The organism is Prochlorococcus sp. MIT2308 (assembly GCF_059772345.1).
Window position 1 is genome coordinate 1,326,391 of record NZ_CM186283.1, and the last position, 18,966, is coordinate 1,345,356.

At 32.4% G+C, this 18,966-nt stretch carries 14 protein-coding genes; 9 read left to right on the forward strand and 5 right to left on the reverse strand.

Annotated features, from left to right (window positions below):
* Window positions 1-9: 9 nt before the first annotated feature.
* Both AC6EIW_RS07645 and AC6EIW_RS07650 read right to left on the reverse strand, forming a co-directional pair.
* Window positions 10-1,212, reverse strand: coding sequence for an argininosuccinate synthase (locus AC6EIW_RS07645; RefSeq protein WP_498520077.1), 1,203 nt, complete (start codon window positions 1,210-1,212; stop codon window positions 10-12).
* A gap of 136 nt (window positions 1,213-1,348) precedes the next feature.
* On the reverse strand, window positions 1,349-1,549 hold the full coding sequence (locus tag AC6EIW_RS07650) for a cytochrome B6 (protein ID WP_498520078.1): 201 nt from the start codon (window positions 1,547-1,549) through the stop codon (window positions 1,349-1,351).
* A 287-nt stretch (window positions 1,550-1,836) separates the two neighbouring features.
* Between AC6EIW_RS07650 and AC6EIW_RS07655 the strand changes: the two genes are divergently transcribed.
* The 3 genes from AC6EIW_RS07655 to AC6EIW_RS07665 are packed head-to-tail and all read left to right on the forward strand — an operon-like array spanning window position 1,837 to window position 3,513.
* Window positions 1,837-2,112 (forward strand): DUF3134 domain-containing protein, encoded by a 276-nt coding sequence (locus AC6EIW_RS07655; protein WP_498520079.1) that lies wholly within the window; start codon window positions 1,837-1,839, stop codon window positions 2,110-2,112.
* Window positions 2,093-3,244 (forward strand): phospho-N-acetylmuramoyl-pentapeptide-transferase, encoded by a 1,152-nt coding sequence (gene mraY, locus AC6EIW_RS07660; RefSeq protein ID WP_498520080.1) that lies wholly within the window; start codon window positions 2,093-2,095, stop codon window positions 3,242-3,244. The genes AC6EIW_RS07655 and mraY overlap by 20 nt, the downstream gene beginning before the upstream one ends.
* A 17-nt stretch (window positions 3,245-3,261) precedes the next feature.
* Window positions 3,262-3,513, forward strand: coding sequence for a hypothetical protein (locus AC6EIW_RS07665; RefSeq protein ID WP_498520081.1), 252 nt, complete (start codon window positions 3,262-3,264; stop codon window positions 3,511-3,513).
* Window positions 3,514-3,560: 47 nt separating this feature from the next.
* Here the strand turns inward: AC6EIW_RS07665 and AC6EIW_RS07670 are convergent, their stop codons facing one another.
* From AC6EIW_RS07670 to AC6EIW_RS07680, 3 genes are all read right to left on the reverse strand, one after another.
* A complete protein-coding gene (locus AC6EIW_RS07670) occupies window positions 3,561-5,687 on the reverse strand; it encodes an HAD family hydrolase (RefSeq protein WP_498521628.1) in 2,127 nt (708 codons plus the stop codon).
* A 196-nt stretch (window positions 5,688-5,883) separates the two neighbouring features.
* A complete protein-coding gene (uvrA, locus tag AC6EIW_RS07675) occupies window positions 5,884-8,832 on the reverse strand; it encodes an excinuclease ABC subunit UvrA (protein WP_498520082.1) in 2,949 nt (982 codons plus the stop codon).
* Between the two features lie 44 nt (window positions 8,833-8,876).
* On the reverse strand, window positions 8,877-10,562 hold the full coding sequence (locus tag AC6EIW_RS07680) for a DNA repair protein RecN (RefSeq protein WP_498520083.1): 1,686 nt from the start codon (window positions 10,560-10,562) through the stop codon (window positions 8,877-8,879).
* Between the two features lie 75 nt (window positions 10,563-10,637).
* Between AC6EIW_RS07680 and AC6EIW_RS07685 the strand changes: the two genes are divergently transcribed.
* From AC6EIW_RS07685 to purL, 6 genes are all read left to right on the forward strand, one after another.
* On the forward strand, window positions 10,638-12,497 hold the full coding sequence (locus AC6EIW_RS07685; protein ID WP_498520084.1) for an ABC1 kinase family protein: 1,860 nt from the start codon (window positions 10,638-10,640) through the stop codon (window positions 12,495-12,497).
* Window positions 12,498-13,061 carry an alpha/beta hydrolase gene (locus tag AC6EIW_RS07690; protein ID WP_498520085.1) on the forward strand — a complete coding sequence of 188 codons (564 nt, stop codon included), beginning with the start codon at window positions 12,498-12,500 and terminating at the stop codon, window positions 13,059-13,061.
* Window positions 13,062-13,087: 26 nt separating this feature from the next.
* Window positions 13,088-14,194 carry a threonine synthase gene (gene thrC, locus AC6EIW_RS07695; RefSeq protein ID WP_498520086.1) on the forward strand — a complete coding sequence of 369 codons (1,107 nt, stop codon included), beginning with the start codon at window positions 13,088-13,090 and terminating at the stop codon, window positions 14,192-14,194.
* Between the two features lie 372 nt (window positions 14,195-14,566).
* Complete coding sequence (gene dnaN / locus AC6EIW_RS07700) at window positions 14,567-15,727, forward strand: DNA polymerase III subunit beta (protein ID WP_498520087.1); 1,161 nt, start codon at window positions 14,567-14,569, stop codon at window positions 15,725-15,727.
* 2 nt (window positions 15,728-15,729) lie between these two features.
* Window positions 15,730-16,512, forward strand: coding sequence for a PRC-barrel domain-containing protein (locus AC6EIW_RS07705; protein ID WP_498520088.1), 783 nt, complete (start codon window positions 15,730-15,732; stop codon window positions 16,510-16,512).
* A gap of 3 nt (window positions 16,513-16,515) precedes the next feature.
* Window positions 16,516-18,927 (forward strand): phosphoribosylformylglycinamidine synthase subunit PurL, encoded by a 2,412-nt coding sequence (gene purL, locus AC6EIW_RS07710; protein WP_498520089.1) that lies wholly within the window; start codon window positions 16,516-16,518, stop codon window positions 18,925-18,927.
* Window positions 18,928-18,966: the final 39 nt, after the last annotated feature.

An 18,966-nucleotide genomic window follows, 5' to 3' on the forward strand; every position in this document is an offset into this window, starting at 1 on the left:
TCTTACATTTTACTTGTTTATCCAAGACCAGATTCGACTGGGTAATCCCCATACATAAATAAATCCTTCAGCGGATTTGTGGTTGAATTTATCCTCACCTCCATAAGTAGACATATCTGAAACGTAAAGACTATTTTCTTGTGACTTTCGACCAATAACATCAGCATTACCCTTGAAAAGCCTCATCCTTACTATTCCATTGACATGCTTTTGAGAAAAATTAATAAATCCATCTAATGCCTCTTTTAGAGGACTAAACCAGAAACCTTTATAAACCAAGTCTGCCCATTGTCTTTCCAGATTGAATTTAGTATTTAATAAGTCAGCGGGTAAAGTTAAGCTTTCCATTTCTTGATGAGCTTTAATTAATAAAAGCAATCCTGGTGTTTCATAAATTTCTCGACTTTTAATTCCTACTACTCTGTCTTCAATAATATCCAAACGTCCAAAGCCATGTTTTCCTGCAAGGCTATTAGCTTTTTTTATAAGAGATACAGGATCCATCAATTCTCCATTAATTGCAACTGGGTAACCATTCTCAAAAAGAATGTCAACTATTTGAGCTGTATTAGGTGAATCAGCAATTGAGGAGGTAATACCAAAGACTTCATTGGATGGCATCTCAAATGGATCTTCCAGTGGCCCTGCTTCAATGCTTCTGCCCAAAAGATTCAGATCAATTGAGTAAGGATTTTTTTTACTAACAGGAGGGACTATTCCATATTTTTCTCCATAGGCAATCGTTTCTTCGCGGCTCATTCCCCATTCCCTCGCTGGTGTAAGCAATTGCAAATCAGGAGCTAAAGCTCCAATTGTTACATCAAAACGAACTTGATCATTACCTTTGCCCGTGCACCCATGAGCGACTCCATCAGCATTTACTTCCCTTGCAATTTCAACAAGTTTTTTTGCAATTAAAGGTCTAGCTAATGCTGTTGAAAGCGGATATTTACCTTGATATAGAGCATTAGACCTAATTGCTGGAAAAGCAAAATCTTCAATAAAAGGCTTTACTAAGTTGCCGACTAATGACTGCGATGCTCCGGCTGAAATAGCTTTTTTTTTGATTACATCCAACTCATCGCCCTGGCCAAGATCTGCCGCGAAAGCAATCACATGCTCAACTCCATACTCCCTCTTCAAATAGGGAATACAAACACTAGTATCTACTCCTCCTGAATAGGCCAAAACAACTTTTTTAGCTATTCCCATATGGTTCTCTCCTATAAGGAAATTCAATTCTTGTAATTAAATATAGAGAACTATTGGACAATATTTCTTATTTAGATTTTCAATGCTGATTCAAATATTTTCAAGGTGTAAAAAAATCGCAAAAAAAATACAAAATTCATTCCCAGGGCTGCTTAATAGATTTTCCTGATTGGCTTTCAGCAAAGAATCCTATGAGCCATACCGAAACAAAACCAAAAGAAGTTAACCCAAAAAAAATAAGTACATAAACTAACCAAGCATTAATATCATGACCGAAAATCAATAAATCTTGAACATCGTCATTTGTAGTAAAAATAAAAACAAGAGATGCGAACATTAAAATCACTTGAAAATTTAAGTTAAGTTAACGAATCTATTGAGAAAGATCTCCTAGCCCAAAAATAAACTAAAAGAACAATAGAAGGACCAAAAAGCAAAAACCATACTAAAAAATGATTTATGGAAAAAGGTTGAGGATGAATAAAACCAGCCACACGAAGAGAAATACTTACTAAGAAAGCCACGACCCAAGTACAAATCATCAGTGTCAGCTTTGAAGTCAGCATAAAGATTAGAAAATTAATCCATAATGCATTATGTTAATTCATCGATCAAAATCCTGATATGAGCGATCTAAAAAAAATCAATTTATCTAGTTTAGACGGTATTAATCCCGCACTAACCCGCTATGCCAGGCAAGAGCCTGCTCCTGTTCTACCTCTGCGAGAAGAACCCGATTTATTATCATGGCTAGAAACTAGTGGGAGATTAGTTTCTGATGAAGATTCGAATGATCAAGAAATAAGTACAGTAGAAGAAGAAGAACTTTCAGCTTTAATGGGAGAAAAAGAAGACTATAAAGCCGAAGAAGAACCAACAGATGAAGAGTGGGAAGATTAATTTACTAGCTTTAGTTTTGGAAAAATATAACAAGCCTTTAAATAAAAAAAAAATATCATTTTTTAATAATATTAATTCTCAAATATGTATTATGTTTGGAATAATTACATGTACATCTTTATTTTGTGATTTATATTTTGAAAATTATTCTTTGACTATTCCTTTTATAATTACAGCTCTAATATCATCATTTATTACTTGTATAAGTATTCCTATCTTAAAAAAAATAAAAATTCAGCAAATAATTAGAGAAGAAGGACCAAAGAAACATTATGTAAAACAAGGAACTCCTACTATGGGTGGAGTTTTTTTTATTCCTATAGCAATCATAATAGCTAATATTTTATTTTTAAAAAGTCAAGATTACAGAATTATTTTGACTTTGAGCTTACTCATTATATCTTTTATGTTAATAGGATTTATTGATGACTTAATAAGTTTGAAAAAAAAATTTAACACTGGTCTTACTTCAAATCAAAAATTAATTTTTCAATTTTTTATCAGTCTTATTTTTATTATTTTTTGCGAATCAAATAATTTTCTATCTAGTAATATTCAAATAGCAAATAGAATTATTAATATAGAAAATTTAATTTATCCTTTAGGAATATTTGTATTATTAGCAGAAAGCAATTCAACTAATTTGACTGATGGTTTAGATGGCTTACTAAGTGGATGTAGTGCATTAATTTTTACAGGTTTAGCAATAACTATTTTAGTAGAGAATCAAGCTTACGCTGAAACCCTTGCTCCTCTTTGCATAGTAATGGCTGGAAGTTCTATGGGTTTTCTTATTCTTAATAAACATCCTGCAAAATTATTTATGGGTGACTCAGGTTCTTTAGCTATTGGAGCATCTCTTGGTGGCATTGCACTGATATCGAATAATCTTTGGTCTCTGTTAGTTATGGGAGGAGTACTTGCAGCAGAATCAATTTCAGTAATAACTCAAGTAGGGATTTTTAAAATTTCTAAGAAAATAAAAGGGAAAGGGCATAAATTATTTTTGATGACTCCAATACATCACCATTTTGAGCTCAAAGGTAACAAAGAAACTCATATTGTGAGTAGCTTCTGGTTTGTTACATTATTATTAATAATAATCAATCTAGTATTTTTCGCTAAATCTTAATTCTTCAAATTGAACTGATGACGTATTTTACTTGGAAAGAAGAAGGGTTAACAAAGGACTGTGAAACTCTAGATTCCATGGCTGCTCGATTTGAAGAATCTGCAAGACTCATGAGAAAAATGTCAGCAGATGGCTTTAAAGTAGAAAAAAGAAACAAACGACAAATAATCACTCATATAGATTCAAAAATTTTTAATGATTGGGGCTTCGTTAGTGAAGAGCCACCATATCAACAACTTACATTAATCCTTGAAAAAGACATAAAATAAACCATTTATGTTTAAAAAATACTAAAGAGATTTAAAAATAGTAAAGGTTAATGACTTGTGAAAAATCGAAAATGTTTTAAACCATCTAAGACATCATCTTGATCATCAGAAAAGAAAACTCTTTGTTGGGTTCTCAATCCATCTAATGATGAATCATGATCAAAAGGAATAACATTAGTAGTCAATCCCCTTATTAATTCATCATCACCTTGTTGACTTGCTACAACAAGAACTTTGTCTAAAGATATGCCCCAACGTAAAGTCAAAAATCTTATTGCTTCCGCTCGTGATGCTCGTAAAGGAACAACGTCTAGGTACCAATGACATTTAAGGTGAGGAGTAGCGGCAAGTCCAGACTGCCTAAGTCTTTTTCGTACCAAAGGTAAAATTGCATGACTAGGTTCTTTTAATAAATAACTAACCTTAAAAGGACCTTGGAATTCAGTTAATTGAAGCTCTAGATACTCTTTTAAATCGAACAAAACCTTTTCTACGTCACTACGATTCCAATCAACAGATATTAAATCTTGCCAAAAAATATCTGATTTTTTTGTATCAGCGTAATAAATCTCAGTACCAGCTTGACATATCCAAACAGCAGGTATGGGTAGTTGTGTTTCTGCGTATCGATAACGGGCAGCTTTAATTGACCTACCGGTTAAAATTCCTAATTTGATATTTTTATTAAATGAATGATCTTTTAGTTTATTTCTCAATATTGATAAGCCTTTAGATTCCTCAAGATAATTATCTAAATCAAGAAATAATAGTTTATGACCAACAGGACTTGTTTCTTTAGTATTAACAAATGTCAAACGACGAGGTGCAAGAAATTTCAGACGCTTCTCCATCAATGCAATGTAATTACAAACATGAGCATCCCAACTAAAATGCCTGCTAACTCCTTCAATTCCATTGTTTCTCCAAGTGTTCCATAAAGAAGGATTTGAACCAGCAGTTTCTAACCCATCTCGAAAGGCTTCTAAATCAGTTACATCTACGAGTAGACCATTATCACAACGAGACAAAATATCCCTAGGACCTCCATCATCAGTAGTCACCATTGGCAAGCCACACGCAGCAGCTTCCAACAATGTCAAGCCAAACGGCTCAGTTAAAGCAGGATTAACAAACAATCCTTTTCTATTTGCAGTCCAACGATATATTGAGGGGATTTGCTCTCTTTTATGTTGTTTTGGAAAAGCAACTTTTCCATATAAATTATACTTATCAACCAATTCAAAAATTTGCTGAAATACTTCTCTTTGCTGTTTATCAAGCTGTCGTGCATCTTCTCGACAACCTAAAATTAAAATAAGATTATGTCTTTGCTGCAATATTGACGAACGGCCATAAGTCTCAATCAACGCAGGAATATTTTTTCTCCTTACTGCCCTTGAAATAGCTAAGAGTGGGGGAAGATTTAAATCTCTCAGAAAAGGTTTAAAAAGTTTATTTAATTCTTTTTCTTCTTTATCTAAAGCAGAATCTATTGAATGAAAACGATTCAGATCAACACCTGGTGGAATCACTACTACGTTTTTAGAGCTAAATCGCCCATAGCGAGCGTACTGTTCTTCAGCTTCCTGTTTAGTACTTGTTATGAGTAAGTTTGAATGAGCTAAAGCCAATTCCTCTGCGTCAATTCTTTTACTAATTGAGTAAGTTTGCTCTATTTGATCGTGATCTATTCCAGCAACCAATAATCTTCTGAGTTTTTCACGGCCTAATGAATGACCAGTAAAAACTAATGGCAAGCCTAATCTTCTGCTTACTAATGCTCCAACATAACCAGCGTCAGCATAATGAGCATGAATCCAATCAGGAAAGTTATTTTGTTTCCGTAATCTTTGAACCACTTGATCAGCTAAATCATCCAAATAAGGCCATAACAATTCTTTCCTGACGTAACGCTTAGGACCAAAAGGTAATCGAATAATTTCAGCACAACTTGATATCTTTTCTACGGGCTTTGAATAGTCAGAGGATACTTTCCTATCAACAATTAATCTGGTAATAAGTTCTACATGTTCAACTTCAGGTCTAGCTGCAAGTCCTTTTACTAACTCTAAAACATATAAAGTTTGCCCTCCAGTATCTGCGTCTCTGCCCAATTCAAGGTCATTTGATCGGATTAGACCGTGCAAATTTAAATGTAAAAGCCTTAAACCCAAACAAACCCTCATGTGAGTTGTTGGATAAATAATTGATTTTTTCCCCTTTAAACCTAAAGAAAGAATAATGATTTATTTAAATAAATATTAAAATTTCAAAGTGATTGCTATCACTTGATTTTAAAAATATTCATAAATCAAAATAAAAAAAAACAACTCTATACATTAAGGAATATATACAAAGCCCACTAAATATTCAACCGTTGATTGGAGGATGTAATTTCAAAACCTTTTTTAAATAATTACCTGTATGACTATTTGAATCTTTTGCTACTTCTTCTGGAGTACCCATAACAATAATTTCTCCTCCACGGTTACCTCCTTCTGGACCCATATCAATAATCCAATCTGAACATCTGATAACGTCCAAATTATGCTCAATTACAATAATTGAGTTTCCTTTATCTACCAGTCGCTGAATGACATCCATTAATTTATGAACATCATAAAAACTTAGACCAGTTGTAGGTTCATCAATTAAATAAAGAGTTTTACCAGTGGCTCTTCTAGATAATTCAGTAGCAAGTTTTACCCTTTGAGCTTCTCCTCCAGATAATGTTGGAGCAGGTTGTCCAAGCTTAATGTATCCAAGACCAACATCTAAAAGTGTTCTTAGTCTATCCGCGGCTTGAGGTATTGCTGAAAAAACGTCAACTGCTTGCTCAACTGTCATTTCTAATACATCTGAAATAGAAAAATTTTTATATTTAACTTGTAATGTCTCTCGATTAAATCGAGCTCCTTTGCATACATCGCATTGAACATAAACATCAGGAAGAAAATTCATCTCAATTACATTTACACCCTGACCACGACAAGCTTCACATCTTCCACCTTTAACATTAAAACTAAATTGCCCTGCTTGATATCCTCGAGCTTTTGCTTCATTAGAGGTAGCAAAAAGCTGACGTATAGGATCAAATGCGCCCGTATAAGTAGCCGTATTAGATCGCGGAGTTCTACCAATTGGGGATTGGTCAATAACAATAACCTTGTCAATAGATTTAATACCTTTCAGCTCTTTTAATCCTTTTGGAAAAGGAACTTTTAACCCTAAAGAGTGATTTAAAGCAGGGTGTAGTAATTCGTTTATCAGAGTACTTTTACCGCTTCCACTAACACCAGTAACAGCAACTAATCTACCTAATGGAAAATCTACTGAAACATTTTTTAGATTATTTTTATTACAATCAATTAATCGTAATTTTCTTTGAACTGAGTCTCTTCTACTAGCAGGGGTAGGTATTGATGAACGCCCACTAAGATAAGCACCAGTCAATGATTCTTTTGCATTCAACAAGCTATCGATAGATCCTTCTGCAATAATTTTTCCTCCATGGACACCAGCACCAGGACCTATATCCACCAAATAATCAGCTGCTCTTATGGTGTCTTCATCGTGTTCAACTACGACCAAAGTATTACCTAGATCACGTAGTTTTTTTAATGTAGATAATAATCGATCATTATCTCTTTGATGTAGTCCAATACTAGGTTCATCTAAAACATACAGAACTCCTGTTAAACCTGCACCTATTTGCGTAGCGAGTCTTATTCTTTGAGCTTCCCCACCAGACAAAGTCATTGCTGGTCTATCTAGAGTTAAATAATCAAGTCCAACATCTAAAAGGAATTGAAGACGTAATCGAATTTCTTTTAAAACTAATTCACCAATTTTCTTTTGTTTATAAGAAAGCAATTGATTTGAATTTTTAGTTTTCTCAAAACCCATTAATTCCTCAACATTCTTAAGTGTGGTTGAAACACTTGATGAAGTGAGATCAGTAATTGCAAATGGACCTAGTTTTACAGCAAGAGCCTCAGGACGTAATCTCTTGCCATGACAGCTTGCACAAGGAACTAATTCAAGATATTTTTCTAACTTTTGACGAACCGCTTCACCATTTGCATCCTGCAACTGTCTTTCTAAAATAGGTAAAATGCCTTCAAAAGGTCTTTTAAATCCAGAATCTTGTTTATATCTACTATCCACCTTTATTAAAATTGGCTCTTTACTACCGTTTAACAAAATATTTTTTTGCTCTTCTTTTAAATCTTTCCAAGGAGTTTTTATTTCAAAGCCAAATGCTTCACCTACTGAAAATAATAATGAAAAATAATATGAATTATCTTTATCACTCCATGGAGCAACAGCAGCGTATACCGGTAATGATGGATCAGGTACAACTCTCTCACAAGTGAATTTTTTCAAGTGACCAAGACCATGACAATCAGGACATGCTCCGTAAGGACTATTAAAGGAGAATAATCTTGGAGATAGTTCTTCAATTACGGCCCCATGAACTGGACAAGCAAAATTTTCAGAAAATAATCTTTCTCTATCAATACCTTTCGGAAGTTCTTCATTCTTTTTAGGTACTGCTTCAACTATTGCTAAGCCGTCTCCTCTTTTCAAAGTAGTGCTTAATGAATCAGTTAATCTCTCTTCGATCCCTTCTCTCGCAATTAACCTATCAACCACTACCTCAATAGAGTGAACTTGATTTTTATCTAATTCAATATTATCTGCCAATTCTCTAACTTCTTTGTTAATTCTTACTCGAACAAATCCCTCTGCAGCGAGTCCAGACAAAAGTTTTGAATGTGTTCCTTTTTTACCTCTAACAACTGGTGCAAGTAATTGATATCGAGTCCCTTCAGGAAGAGTCTTGATTTGATCAACCATCTCATCAATACTTTGAGGCTTAATTGGCCTAGAGCACTCAGGACAATGGGGTTCTCCCGCTCTTCCGAATAGCAAACGAAAATAATCCTGTATTTCCGTGACCGTTCCAACTGTTGAGCGAGGATTATGACTAGTAGATTTTTGATCAATAGAAATTGCTGGAGATAAACCTTCAATTGAATCAACATCTGGTTTATCAACCTGACCTAAAAATTGTCTTGCATAAGCTGACAGACTCTCAACATATCGCCTTTGGCCTTCAGCAAAAATCGTATCAAAAGCTAAAGAACTTTTACCACTTCCACTAACGCCTGTAAAAACGACCAATTTATTTCTTGGAATAGATAGATCAACATTTTTTAAATTGTGTTGCCTGGCACCACGAATAGTTATGACTTCTTCATTAGAAGAACCAATATTTAATGTATTTTGTTTTGAATTAGGTTTTGAACTTCCCATTAGGGAAAATTATTAATAGCTAATTGTATAAAAAAATATGCTCATCATGCAGCTTTGTGTTCCAGCAAGCTCGCCGCATAAGCATTAGCTCCTACAATTTCGCCACCAGCCAATTGAGCCAATTCTCTCTGCCTATCAGCGATTTCCTTTAAATCAATAACAGTTGATTTAGTCTTATCAGCGATAACAGTCTTTTTTAAAGAAAAATGATTATCAGCATATGCTGCAATTAATGGTTGATGAGTGACGCAAAAAACTTGCCGATGCATTGATAAGTCAGAAAGCAAATTCGCTACGTAACTACTAACTGATCCACTAACCCCCGAATCAATTTCATCAAAAATCAAGAGCTTAGATTGATCGAGAGAAGAAAAAATTGACTTTATTGCAAGAAGAACACGGGATTTCTCTCCCCCAGATGCTGTTTCAGCAAGAGGCGCTAGAGGAAGTCCTGGATTTGCTGAAAACATAAAATTAATTTTATCGATCCCGTTAATTGTTGGCTCACATTTTTCAAAAACAACTTTAAAACGAACATTAGGCATACCTAACTTTTTTAAAGTCACTATAAGTTTATCCTCAAGTTGCAAAGCAACATTTTTTCTAATGGAGGATAACTCTTTATTCGAATTATCTCTAATAATTCTTTTTTTGTGTTCTAAAGAAGAAAGCTGATTTATATTGATGGAATCATCATGTGAAGACAAGCAATTAATTAATTCATTTTTATAGCTAATAAGGTCTGGAATATTTCTATGATATTTTTTTTGATAGAATTTTAAAGTAGATAATCTAACTTGTAGATCATTTAAAAAAGTTGGATCAATGTCTAATGTTTTTTCATAATCATTAATCTGACAAATCAAGTCATTTAGATTATTCGTAATGCTATAAAAATTATCAAAAATAGGTTCAAGAGAAGAATCTATCTGAGACAATATTTTTAATTCGTTAATACAAAAATTAGCATGATCTAAAACAGATGGATATTCATCTAAACTTTCATTTAAACGAATCGATAAAGCTTTAACTCCCTCTTTTAATCTCACAAGATTTGATAAACGATTCTGATCAGTTTCTAACTTTGTTTGCTCATGAGGATCCTCTAATTTTAATTTATCTAAGTCTTCATAAATATACTCCATTTCCTCAAACTCTTTTTTTGAATCAGAGATTTTATCTCTTACTTCCTCTAGTCTTAAATTAGAGTCATGCCATATTTTCCAATCATTCTTAACTTTAGTAATGGATTCTTGAATTGCATTTAGACCTAAAGAATCAAGCAAGCTTAATTGATGTAATGAATCATTCAAAATATAAGTATCACCCTGTAGTGTAAAATCAAAAAGTAATGATCTCAATTCTGATATTTGATCTTTATTAACTAATACGCCATTAATTCTAAATCTAGATTTATATTTATTATCTTTGAAACGCCATTCCCTAGTAACAATTAATTCTTCATCAATATCAATTTCTTGATTATTTAACCAATTTTTTGTAGTTTTCAAAACAGAAAAAACACCCTCGATTGATGAAAAAACAGAACCTTTGGCTACCAATCGATTATCTGAAGTGATCTTTTTATGTGCCAATAAAGCATTTAACGTATCAAGAAATATTGATTTACCTGAACCTGTTTGCCCTGTAAAAACAGTAAATCCTTTATTAAAGTCGATCTCTAAATTTCCAAATAGAGCTATGTTATGAAAACGAAGGCTGTTTAGCATAAGTCAAAGCAATCAAAAAGACACAAACTAGGCGTAAAATGAACTAGAAGAGATGTAAAACATTGCCATACCAAAATGGCTGAAGAATTAAGCGATTTTATTGAAGCCTCAGGTCTACTTGAGTATGACCCTGTTGCTATTGACTCAATCTACAAAAAAAATCCAATTCGTCTACTCCGAAGACTTTGGCAGACACTTTTACCGATCGGTTTATTTTTACTTGGTGTTGGTTGGGAAAAATTAATTGGTTCTTTAGAAAAGGAAGAGAGAAAAACATATAGAGCAAAAGAATTTACCCAACTCCTTGTGGATTTGGGACCAGCATTCATAAAGGCTGGACAAGCACTGTCTACCAGACCAGATATCGTCCCTCAAGTAGTTCTAGAAGAGTTAGCCCAGCTTCAAGACCAGTTACCCGGATTCGACAGCAAGCTTGCCATGGCTTGTATTGAAGAAGATTTAAAAGAAAAAGTAAGCAATATTTTTATAAAAATTGATAAAAAACCAATTTCTGCCGCATCTCTCGGTCAAGTCCACAGAGCAATACTGAAAAGTGGAGAAAAAGTTGCTGTTAAAATTCAAAGGCCAGGACTAAGAGAACAAATCACATTAGATTTATACATAGTAAGAAATATAGCAATTTGGTTTAAAAATAATATCGGAATTATTAGAAGCGATCTAGTTGCATTAATCGACGAGCTAGGAAAAAGAATTTTCGAAGAAATGGATTATATAAACGAAGCTAATAATGCAGAAAAATTTAAGGAGTTGCACAGCAATAATAATAAAATTGCTGTTCCAAAAATCTACAGAAAAGCAACAAGCAGAAGAGTACTAACAATGGAATGGATAGACGGGACTAAATTAACGAATATAGAGGCAGTAAAAAAACTAGGAATCGATCCAAATGAAATGATAGAAATTGGCGTAAGTTGTAGTCTTCAACAACTAATTGAACATGGTTTTTTTCATGCGGATCCTCATCCAGGAAACATATTAGCTATGGAAGATGGGCGATTATGTTATTTAGATTTTGGGATGATGAGCAATATTACACAACAGTCAAGAGTTGGATTAATTAGGGCAGTTGTTCATTTAGTTAACAAAAGATTTGATAAACTATCTAATGACTTTGTACAGTTAGGATTTTTATCAGAAGAGGTCGATTTAAAACCTATTGCTCCTGCATTTGAAAGTGTTTTTAGCAGCGCTTTAGAAATAGGAGTAAATAAAATGGATTTCAAAGCAGTGACAGATGATATGTCTGGCATTATGTATAAATTTCCTTTTAAATTACCACCTTATTATGCATTAATTATTAGATCTTTAATAACTTTAGAGGGAATAGCACTTAGTGTTGACCCGAATTTTAAAATACTTGGAGCAGCATATCCTTACTTTGCAAGACGTCTAATGGAGGATGAAAATCCAGAACTGAGAAATAGTTTGAAAGAAATGCTATTTGATGAAAACAATCTAAAATTAGAAAGATTAGATGATCTTCTAAAAAGTGCTACTAAAGAAAAAAAGTTGAACAGTGAAAAGATTTTAGATCAAACTATTGATTTTTTATTTTCTAGTAAAGGTTTTATTCTTAGGAATGAATTGGTAAATATTTTTGCTACAAAAATCGACTCCATTGGATGGAAAACACTTATTAACCTAAATAATAAACTTCCATCAAAAATGCGATCAAAAACCATAGCAAGCTCATCTAAAATTGATACTAAAGAAATTTTTAATCTATCATCGATCAATAAAATGTTTAATACATCAAGAACAAAGCCAGGATTTAAAAGAAAATTATTATTTAAAAAATTACCAAAAATTCTAATAACTAAAGATACTTACAAGATGGGTTACGGTTTAATGAAAAAAACTTCTGAGAAAGGATTAGTTAGATTAGTAAAAGTTGCAGCTGGTGTAAAACAATAAATGAATTTAAATTACATAAATATTATACTTTTATCATTTTTATTTTTTATTCCTAGTGCAAAAAGCGCAGAGAATCTTTATCTCTATAAAGGAAATTTTAGTAGAACGATAAAGATAGAGGATTTAAATAACTTTACAAAAACAAAAAAACCAAGTAAAAAGTTAAAAAGTCTAATGAAAATTACAAATCAAAAGAATAAAGATCTGCACAAATTTTTAACTTATGAAATAGAAGTTCCTATAGAATCAAGCAGTAGATTACTGAATAGTAAAATAGGTGAAGTATTTTTGAGCAGATTATCTAAAATTATTTACCCCAATAAGATATCAAATATAAAAACAAGTACAAAAGCTATAAGATCTGGAATTATATTAAGTTCTTATAAAAATAATGAAAAAATTAATCTCATAGATTTTTTTAAAGAGTATCCAAATAAAAATGTTGCTTTAGACCTCAATGCATTAAAAAAAGGGCTCAAAAAAGTAGAATCATTAAAAGATTTAATTGATTTCTATTCAAATTCCCCTTTTCAAAAGCTAAAAGATGGAAGGTCTAGCATTTAGATTGTTTAAAAATACTTGTAAAGTAAGTGGCATTTTCTAAAAAATTTAAGAAACTGTTTTTCTCTAGTCCTAAAAAAAACAATTGGAATGGGCTGATAAATGCTTACAAACCTTGGCTACCAGTAACAAATAAAACTCCAATAATATCTTTAAATGAAGGGGGAACTCCTCTAATAGAAGTCAATTCAATAGCTAATCGAATTGGAAAAGGAGTAAAAGTATATGTGAAATATGACGGTCTCAATCCAACCGGATCATTCAAAGACAGAGGAATGACAATGGCTATTAGTAAAGCAAAAGAAAATGGTTGTGAAGCAGTAATTTGCGCAAGCACAGGTAACACATCTGCCTCTGCAGCTGCCTATGCGAGCAAAGGAGGAATGAAATCTTTTGTGATTATTCCAGACGGATATGTTGCGCAAGGAAAATTAGCTCAAGCATTAGTATATGGAGCAGAGATATTAGCCATTAAAGGAAATTTTGATAAAGCGTTAGAGATTGTAAGGGAATTGTCTGAAAAATATCCAATAACATTAGTAAATTCTGTAAATCCTTATAGATTGCAGGGACAAAAAACTGCGGCTTTTGAGATAATAGAAAATCTTGGAAATGCTCCTGATTGGTTATGTATTCCGATGGGAAATGCAGGGAATATAAGTGCATACTGGATGGGGTTTCAAGAGTTTTTTAGTGCTAATAAATCGAGGAAGCTCCCTCGGATGATGGGTTTTCAGGCAAGTGGATCTGCACCTTTAGTCGAAGGTAAAAGTATCAGCAATCCAGAAACAATTGCCACTGCAATAAGAATTGGAAATCCTGTTAACAAAGAAAAAGCATTAAAAGCAAAAGATTCAAGCAATGGTAGATTTTCTTCTGTTACTGATTCAGAAATAATTGAAGCTTATAAAATTCTTGGAAAAGAAGAAGGGATTTTCTGCGAACCGGCTAGTGCAGCTTCTGTCGCAGGCTTATTAAAAATTAAAAACGATGTTCCTAAGAACTCAACTATAGTCTGTGTATTAACAGGAAATGGCTTGAAAGATCCTGATTGCGCCATTAAAAATAACAACGCAATTTTTCATACTGGTGTAGATGCAGAAATAAGTTCAATTACAAAAAAAATAGGTTTTTAAGGATATTCAAATATCCAGTAAAGAAACTGTCTGTTGATTTTATCTGATTTTGCTTGTTTTGAATGTGGAAAAAGAAAGAAAATTTCTTTAATATTTTTTTTTCTTTTCCACAATCATTTTTATCAGTGGATAAATATGTTTTTATCCACTTTTAAAAAATCTTTTCCACAGCAAAAAATTCAGAAACACCTGATAGAATCATTGTTTTTTGAAAAAACCACAAAAACCACAAGACCTACTACTACTAATTCATTTTCATATCAAGGTTATAGAAATATACTAGTAGAAGAAATTTTTGTTTTTTTTAACGGTATTGCTTTTTTTAAATAGCTATGAAATTCTTATATCAACGGATTTTTTTGAAATTACGGAATGAAGCTAAGTTGTTCGCAATCAGATTTGAATATTGCTCTTCAGTTAGTTAGTAGGGCTATATCAAATCGACCGACACATCCAATTTTAGCAAATGTTTTGTTAGCAGCTGACGAAGTCACAGGGAAGTTACGCTTGACTGGCTTTGATTTAAGTTTAGGAATACAAACTTCAATATCAGCTTGCATAGATGAAAGTGGTGCTATTACTTTACCAGCTAAATTATTTGGGGAAATTGTTTCTAAATTATCAAATGATTCACCATTAGTTTTAACATCTGATGAGGTTAGTCAACAAGTTGAATTAACGAGTAAAAGTGGTACATATCAAGTAAGAGGAATGCTTTCTGATGATTTTCCTGATTTACCTTTAGTAGAGAGTAGTACTTCATTAAAATTAAATCCTTTATTATTATCTAATGCAATTAAATCTACATTATTTGCAAGTAGTACAGATGACGCTAAACAATTACTTACTGGTGTTAATCTTACTTTTGATGGTTATGGTATTGAGTCTGCGGCTACAGATGGACATCGACTGGCTGTATTAAATCTAAAAAATATTTTATCTCAAACAAAAGACATAAATAATTCTTCAGAATTTGATAAATTTTCTATAACATTACCATCTAAATCTTTAAGAGAAGTTGAAAAGTTTTTAAGTGCTTGTGATACTAGTCAACCTATTAATTTTTTTATTGACAAAGGACAAGTAGTTTTTATATCTCTTGATGAAATTATAACTATTAGAGCCCTAGAAGGTTCTTATCCAAATTATTCTCAATTACTACCTGATACTTTTTCTAATATATTAGAATTTGATAAAAAAGAATTTATCGCTTCATTAGAGAGAATAGCTGTTTTAGCTGATCAGCATAATAATGTTATTAAAATATCTACTGATAGTTCTGCTAAAATAATTAAAATTAGTACTGATGCTCAAGATATAGGAACTGGTTTTGAGTCTCTCCCAGTTTCTTTTAAAGGTGAATCATTTCAAATTGCATTCAATGTAAGATATTTATTAGATGGTCTTAAAGTCATAGATTCGAATCTTATTAGGTTGAGTTGCAATGGACCTACAACCCCAGCTGTATTTTCACCTATTAATAGTGATGTTAACTTTATATATTTAGTTATGCCAATTCAAATACGAAATTAATTTTGGATAAAAAAAATCAGTTATTATTAAGTGATCTATTAAAAAATAATGTTCGCTGTGAAAATGGTATTGACCATGGACCAGTAGTTAATCCATGGATGCATCCTCCTGTTCATCGTATATTAGGATTTATATCTCGTCCTTCTAATTTAAGACTTGAAAGAGAGGTTTGGAGGTTAGATCAAATAAAAGGATTAAATGAACAAGAAGTATTTGTAAAAGGACCTTGTTCTATTTCGGATAATCAAACTTTAGAACGTTTTCCTACTTTGCTAAATTCGAATGTTTTTAATAGAAATGGTCAAAGAATAGGTTTAATTGCAGATTTCCTTTTTGACTTTAAAAATGGAAAGATACAATACTATTTAGTTAGCAGAACAAATCCACTTATTCCAGGAACAAGTCGTTGGTTATTATCACTATCTAAAATTATTGATAAACAACCTGGTTCTATTTCTTGTGATATAGATTCGTTCGAAGATCTACCTATACAAAAAGCTAGTTTTAAAGAAGAATTTCTCAGCAAAAGCAGAAAATGGAAAACTCAATTTCAAGATCTTACATACAATGCTTCTGATAAACTTGAGGGATGGATTGATGATCAAATTACTGAAAGCGCATTCGACCCTATAGAAGACACTTCTAAAATTGATAGTGGTGGTGACTCATACGATGACTGGATTGATAATTTAGATATAGATAGTTCAGAAGAATTTAATAGAATGAATAAGCGATCAAGAAAAAACGATTTAGCCAATGATAAAGATCTTGATCCTTGGATTTGATCTATGACATCCTTTTCAGATAATAATGATTTTCAACAGTTAATTAATTTACCAAATTTTTTTGTTGAATACGATGTTCTATCTTCTCTAAGCCAAGAGGGGTTAAAGCAATCTGATTATGTTGAAATTTGTAGAAGACTAAAGCGACCACCAAATAGAAACGAGTTAGGAATGTTTGGTGTTATGTGGTCTGAACATTGTTGTTATCGAAATTCTCGTCCTTTACTTAAAAATTTTCCAATAACAGGGCCTAGAATACTTGTAGGTCCTGGAGAAAATGCAGGTGTTGTAGATATTGGTTGTAATCAAAAACTGGTATTTAAAATTGAAAGCCATAATCATCCATCTGCTGTAGAACCTTTTCAAGGTGCAGCAACAGGAGTAGGTGGTATTTTGAGAGATATTTTTACTATGGGAGCCAGACCAATAGCGATATTAAATGCTTTAAGATTTGGACCATTGGAAGATAAAAAAAATATCAGTTTATTAGAAGGTGTCGTAGCAGGTATCTCGCATTATGGGAATTGTGTAGGTGTTCCGACCGTAGGGGGTGAAGTTGGTTTTGATAGTAGTTATTCAGGTAATCCTTTAGTTAATGCAATGGCATTGGGTTTGATGGAAACAGATAACATAGTTTGTTCAGGAGCTAGTGGAATTGATTTTCCAGTTCTTTATGTAGGAAATACAACGGGTAGAGATGGAATGGGAGGAGCAAGTTTTGCTAGTTCGGAACTTTCAAAAACTTCTATAGATGATCGACCTGCTGTACAAGTGGGTGATCCTTTTCTTGAAAAAGGATTGATTGAAGCATGTTTAGAGGCGTTTAAAACAGGATATGTAATTGCTGCTCAGGATATGGGGGCTGCAGGTCTTACTTGTAGTTGTTCTGAAATGGCTTCAAAAGGAGAGGTAGGAATCGAATTAGATCTGGATCTTGTTCCAGCGAGAGAAAAAGGAATGACTGCATATGAATTTTTGTTGTCAGAGTCACAAGAACGAATGTTATTTGTAGTTAAACCTGGTTCAGAAAAAGAGTTAAGAAAATTATTTACGAGGTGGGGATTATATGTTGAAGTTGTAGGAAAAGTTTTAAAAGAAAAAGTTGTTAGAGTATTACATAAAGGCGAAGTTGTAGCAAATTTACCAGCATCTGCACTTGCTGATGATACACCTATAGAAAAACATTTATTATTAAAATCTACACCTGATTATTTAAAAGATCATTGGAAATGGACTGAAGATTTTTTACCTAATAATTTAAAAAATGGAACCATAAATATAAATAATAATCTATTTATTAGTTGGAATAATGTTTTATTAAATCTATTAAGTAGTCCTTCAATAGCATCAAAAAATTGGATATTTAAGCAATACGACTACCAAGTTCAATCCAATACAGTTGTTGCTCCTGGAGAAGCCGATGCAGCTGTTATAAGAATACGTTCTCAAAAAGATTTTAAAACGAAATCAAATCATAATAGAGGTATAGCATCATCAGTTGATTGTAATGATAGATGGGTGTATTTAGATCCTGAACGTGGAAGCATGGCTGCTGTTGTAGAGGCTGCTCGGAATTTAAGTTGTGTAGGAGCTGAGCCAATAGCGATTACTAATAATTTAAATTTTTCTTCTCCTGAAAAACCAGTGGGTTTTTGGCAACTATCAATGTCTTGTAAAGGTATAAGTAATGCTTGTAAAGTAATGAAGACTCCTGTTACAGGAGGCAATGTTTCCTTATATAATGATACAAAATTACCAAACGACACGGTTATACCAATACATCCCACACCCGTAATTGGTATGGTTGGTTTAATAGAAGATTTAAATAAAGTTTGTAAAAAATCTTGGATTAAAGAAAGTGATCAAATATGGATGTTAGGATTACCTTTAGAAACTAAAAGTAATCAAGATAATAGAATTTCATTATCTGCCTCATCTTATTTAGAATATATACATGGTCTTAAAACTGGAAGACCACCCGAAATAGATTTAGATTTAGAGAAACAAGTTCAATTATTTCTAAGAAATATAATTAAAAAAGATATGATTAATTCTGCACATGACTTAGGCGATGGAGGTTTAGTCGTAGCTTTAGCTGAATGTTGTATTTCTTCTGGACTTGGTGCCACTATTCAACTTCCTTTAAGTGAATCAAGATTAGATCGTTTGCTTTTTGCTGAAGGCGGAGCCAGAGTTTTAGTTAGTTGTTCATCTGAACAAACTTTAAAATTAAAAAATTACTATAAGAAGATATCCTTACAACAAGCTATAAATTTTTCAATATCATATTTAGGTACTGTAAATGATCAAAATAAATTATCAGTTTACCAAGCTAATAATTCGATTATAGATGTTGATATTCTTCATATAAAAAACACATATAAAAATGCTATTTTAAAAAAAATAGTTAAATAAAATCTCTTATGAATTATAATTTAAAAATTAAAATATCAT

What these genes read in the sequence shown, in the direction of transcription:
- AC6EIW_RS07690 (WP_498520085.1), top strand. Translation starts at nt 12,498, where the DNA reads ATGAATTTAAATTACATAAATATTATACTTTTATCATTTTTATTTTTT.
- mraY (WP_498520080.1), top strand. Translation starts at nt 2,093, where the DNA reads ATGAAGAGTGGGAAGATTAATTTACTAGCTTTAGTTTTGGAAAAATAT.
- AC6EIW_RS07685 (WP_498520084.1), top strand. Translation starts at nt 10,638, where the DNA reads ATGGCTGAAGAATTAAGCGATTTTATTGAAGCCTCAGGTCTACTTGAG.
- AC6EIW_RS07645 (WP_498520077.1), bottom strand. Translation starts at nt 1,212, where the DNA reads ATGGGAATAGCTAAAAAAGTTGTTTTGGCCTATTCAGGAGGAGTAGAT.
- purL (WP_498520089.1), top strand. Translation starts at nt 16,516, where the DNA reads ATGACATCCTTTTCAGATAATAATGATTTTCAACAGTTAATTAATTTA.
- dnaN (WP_498520087.1), top strand. Translation starts at nt 14,567, where the DNA reads ATGAAGCTAAGTTGTTCGCAATCAGATTTGAATATTGCTCTTCAGTTA.
- uvrA (WP_498520082.1), bottom strand. Translation starts at nt 8,832, where the DNA reads ATGGGAAGTTCAAAACCTAATTCAAAACAAAATACATTAAATATTGGT.
- AC6EIW_RS07665 (WP_498520081.1), top strand. Translation starts at nt 3,262, where the DNA reads ATGACGTATTTTACTTGGAAAGAAGAAGGGTTAACAAAGGACTGTGAA.
- AC6EIW_RS07680 (WP_498520083.1), bottom strand. Translation starts at nt 10,562, where the DNA reads ATGCTAAACAGCCTTCGTTTTCATAACATAGCTCTATTTGGAAATTTA.
- AC6EIW_RS07655 (WP_498520079.1), top strand. Translation starts at nt 1,837, where the DNA reads ATGAGCGATCTAAAAAAAATCAATTTATCTAGTTTAGACGGTATTAAT.
- AC6EIW_RS07650 (WP_498520078.1), bottom strand. Translation starts at nt 1,549, where the DNA reads ATGTTCGCATCTCTTGTTTTTATTTTTACTACAAATGACGATGTTCAA.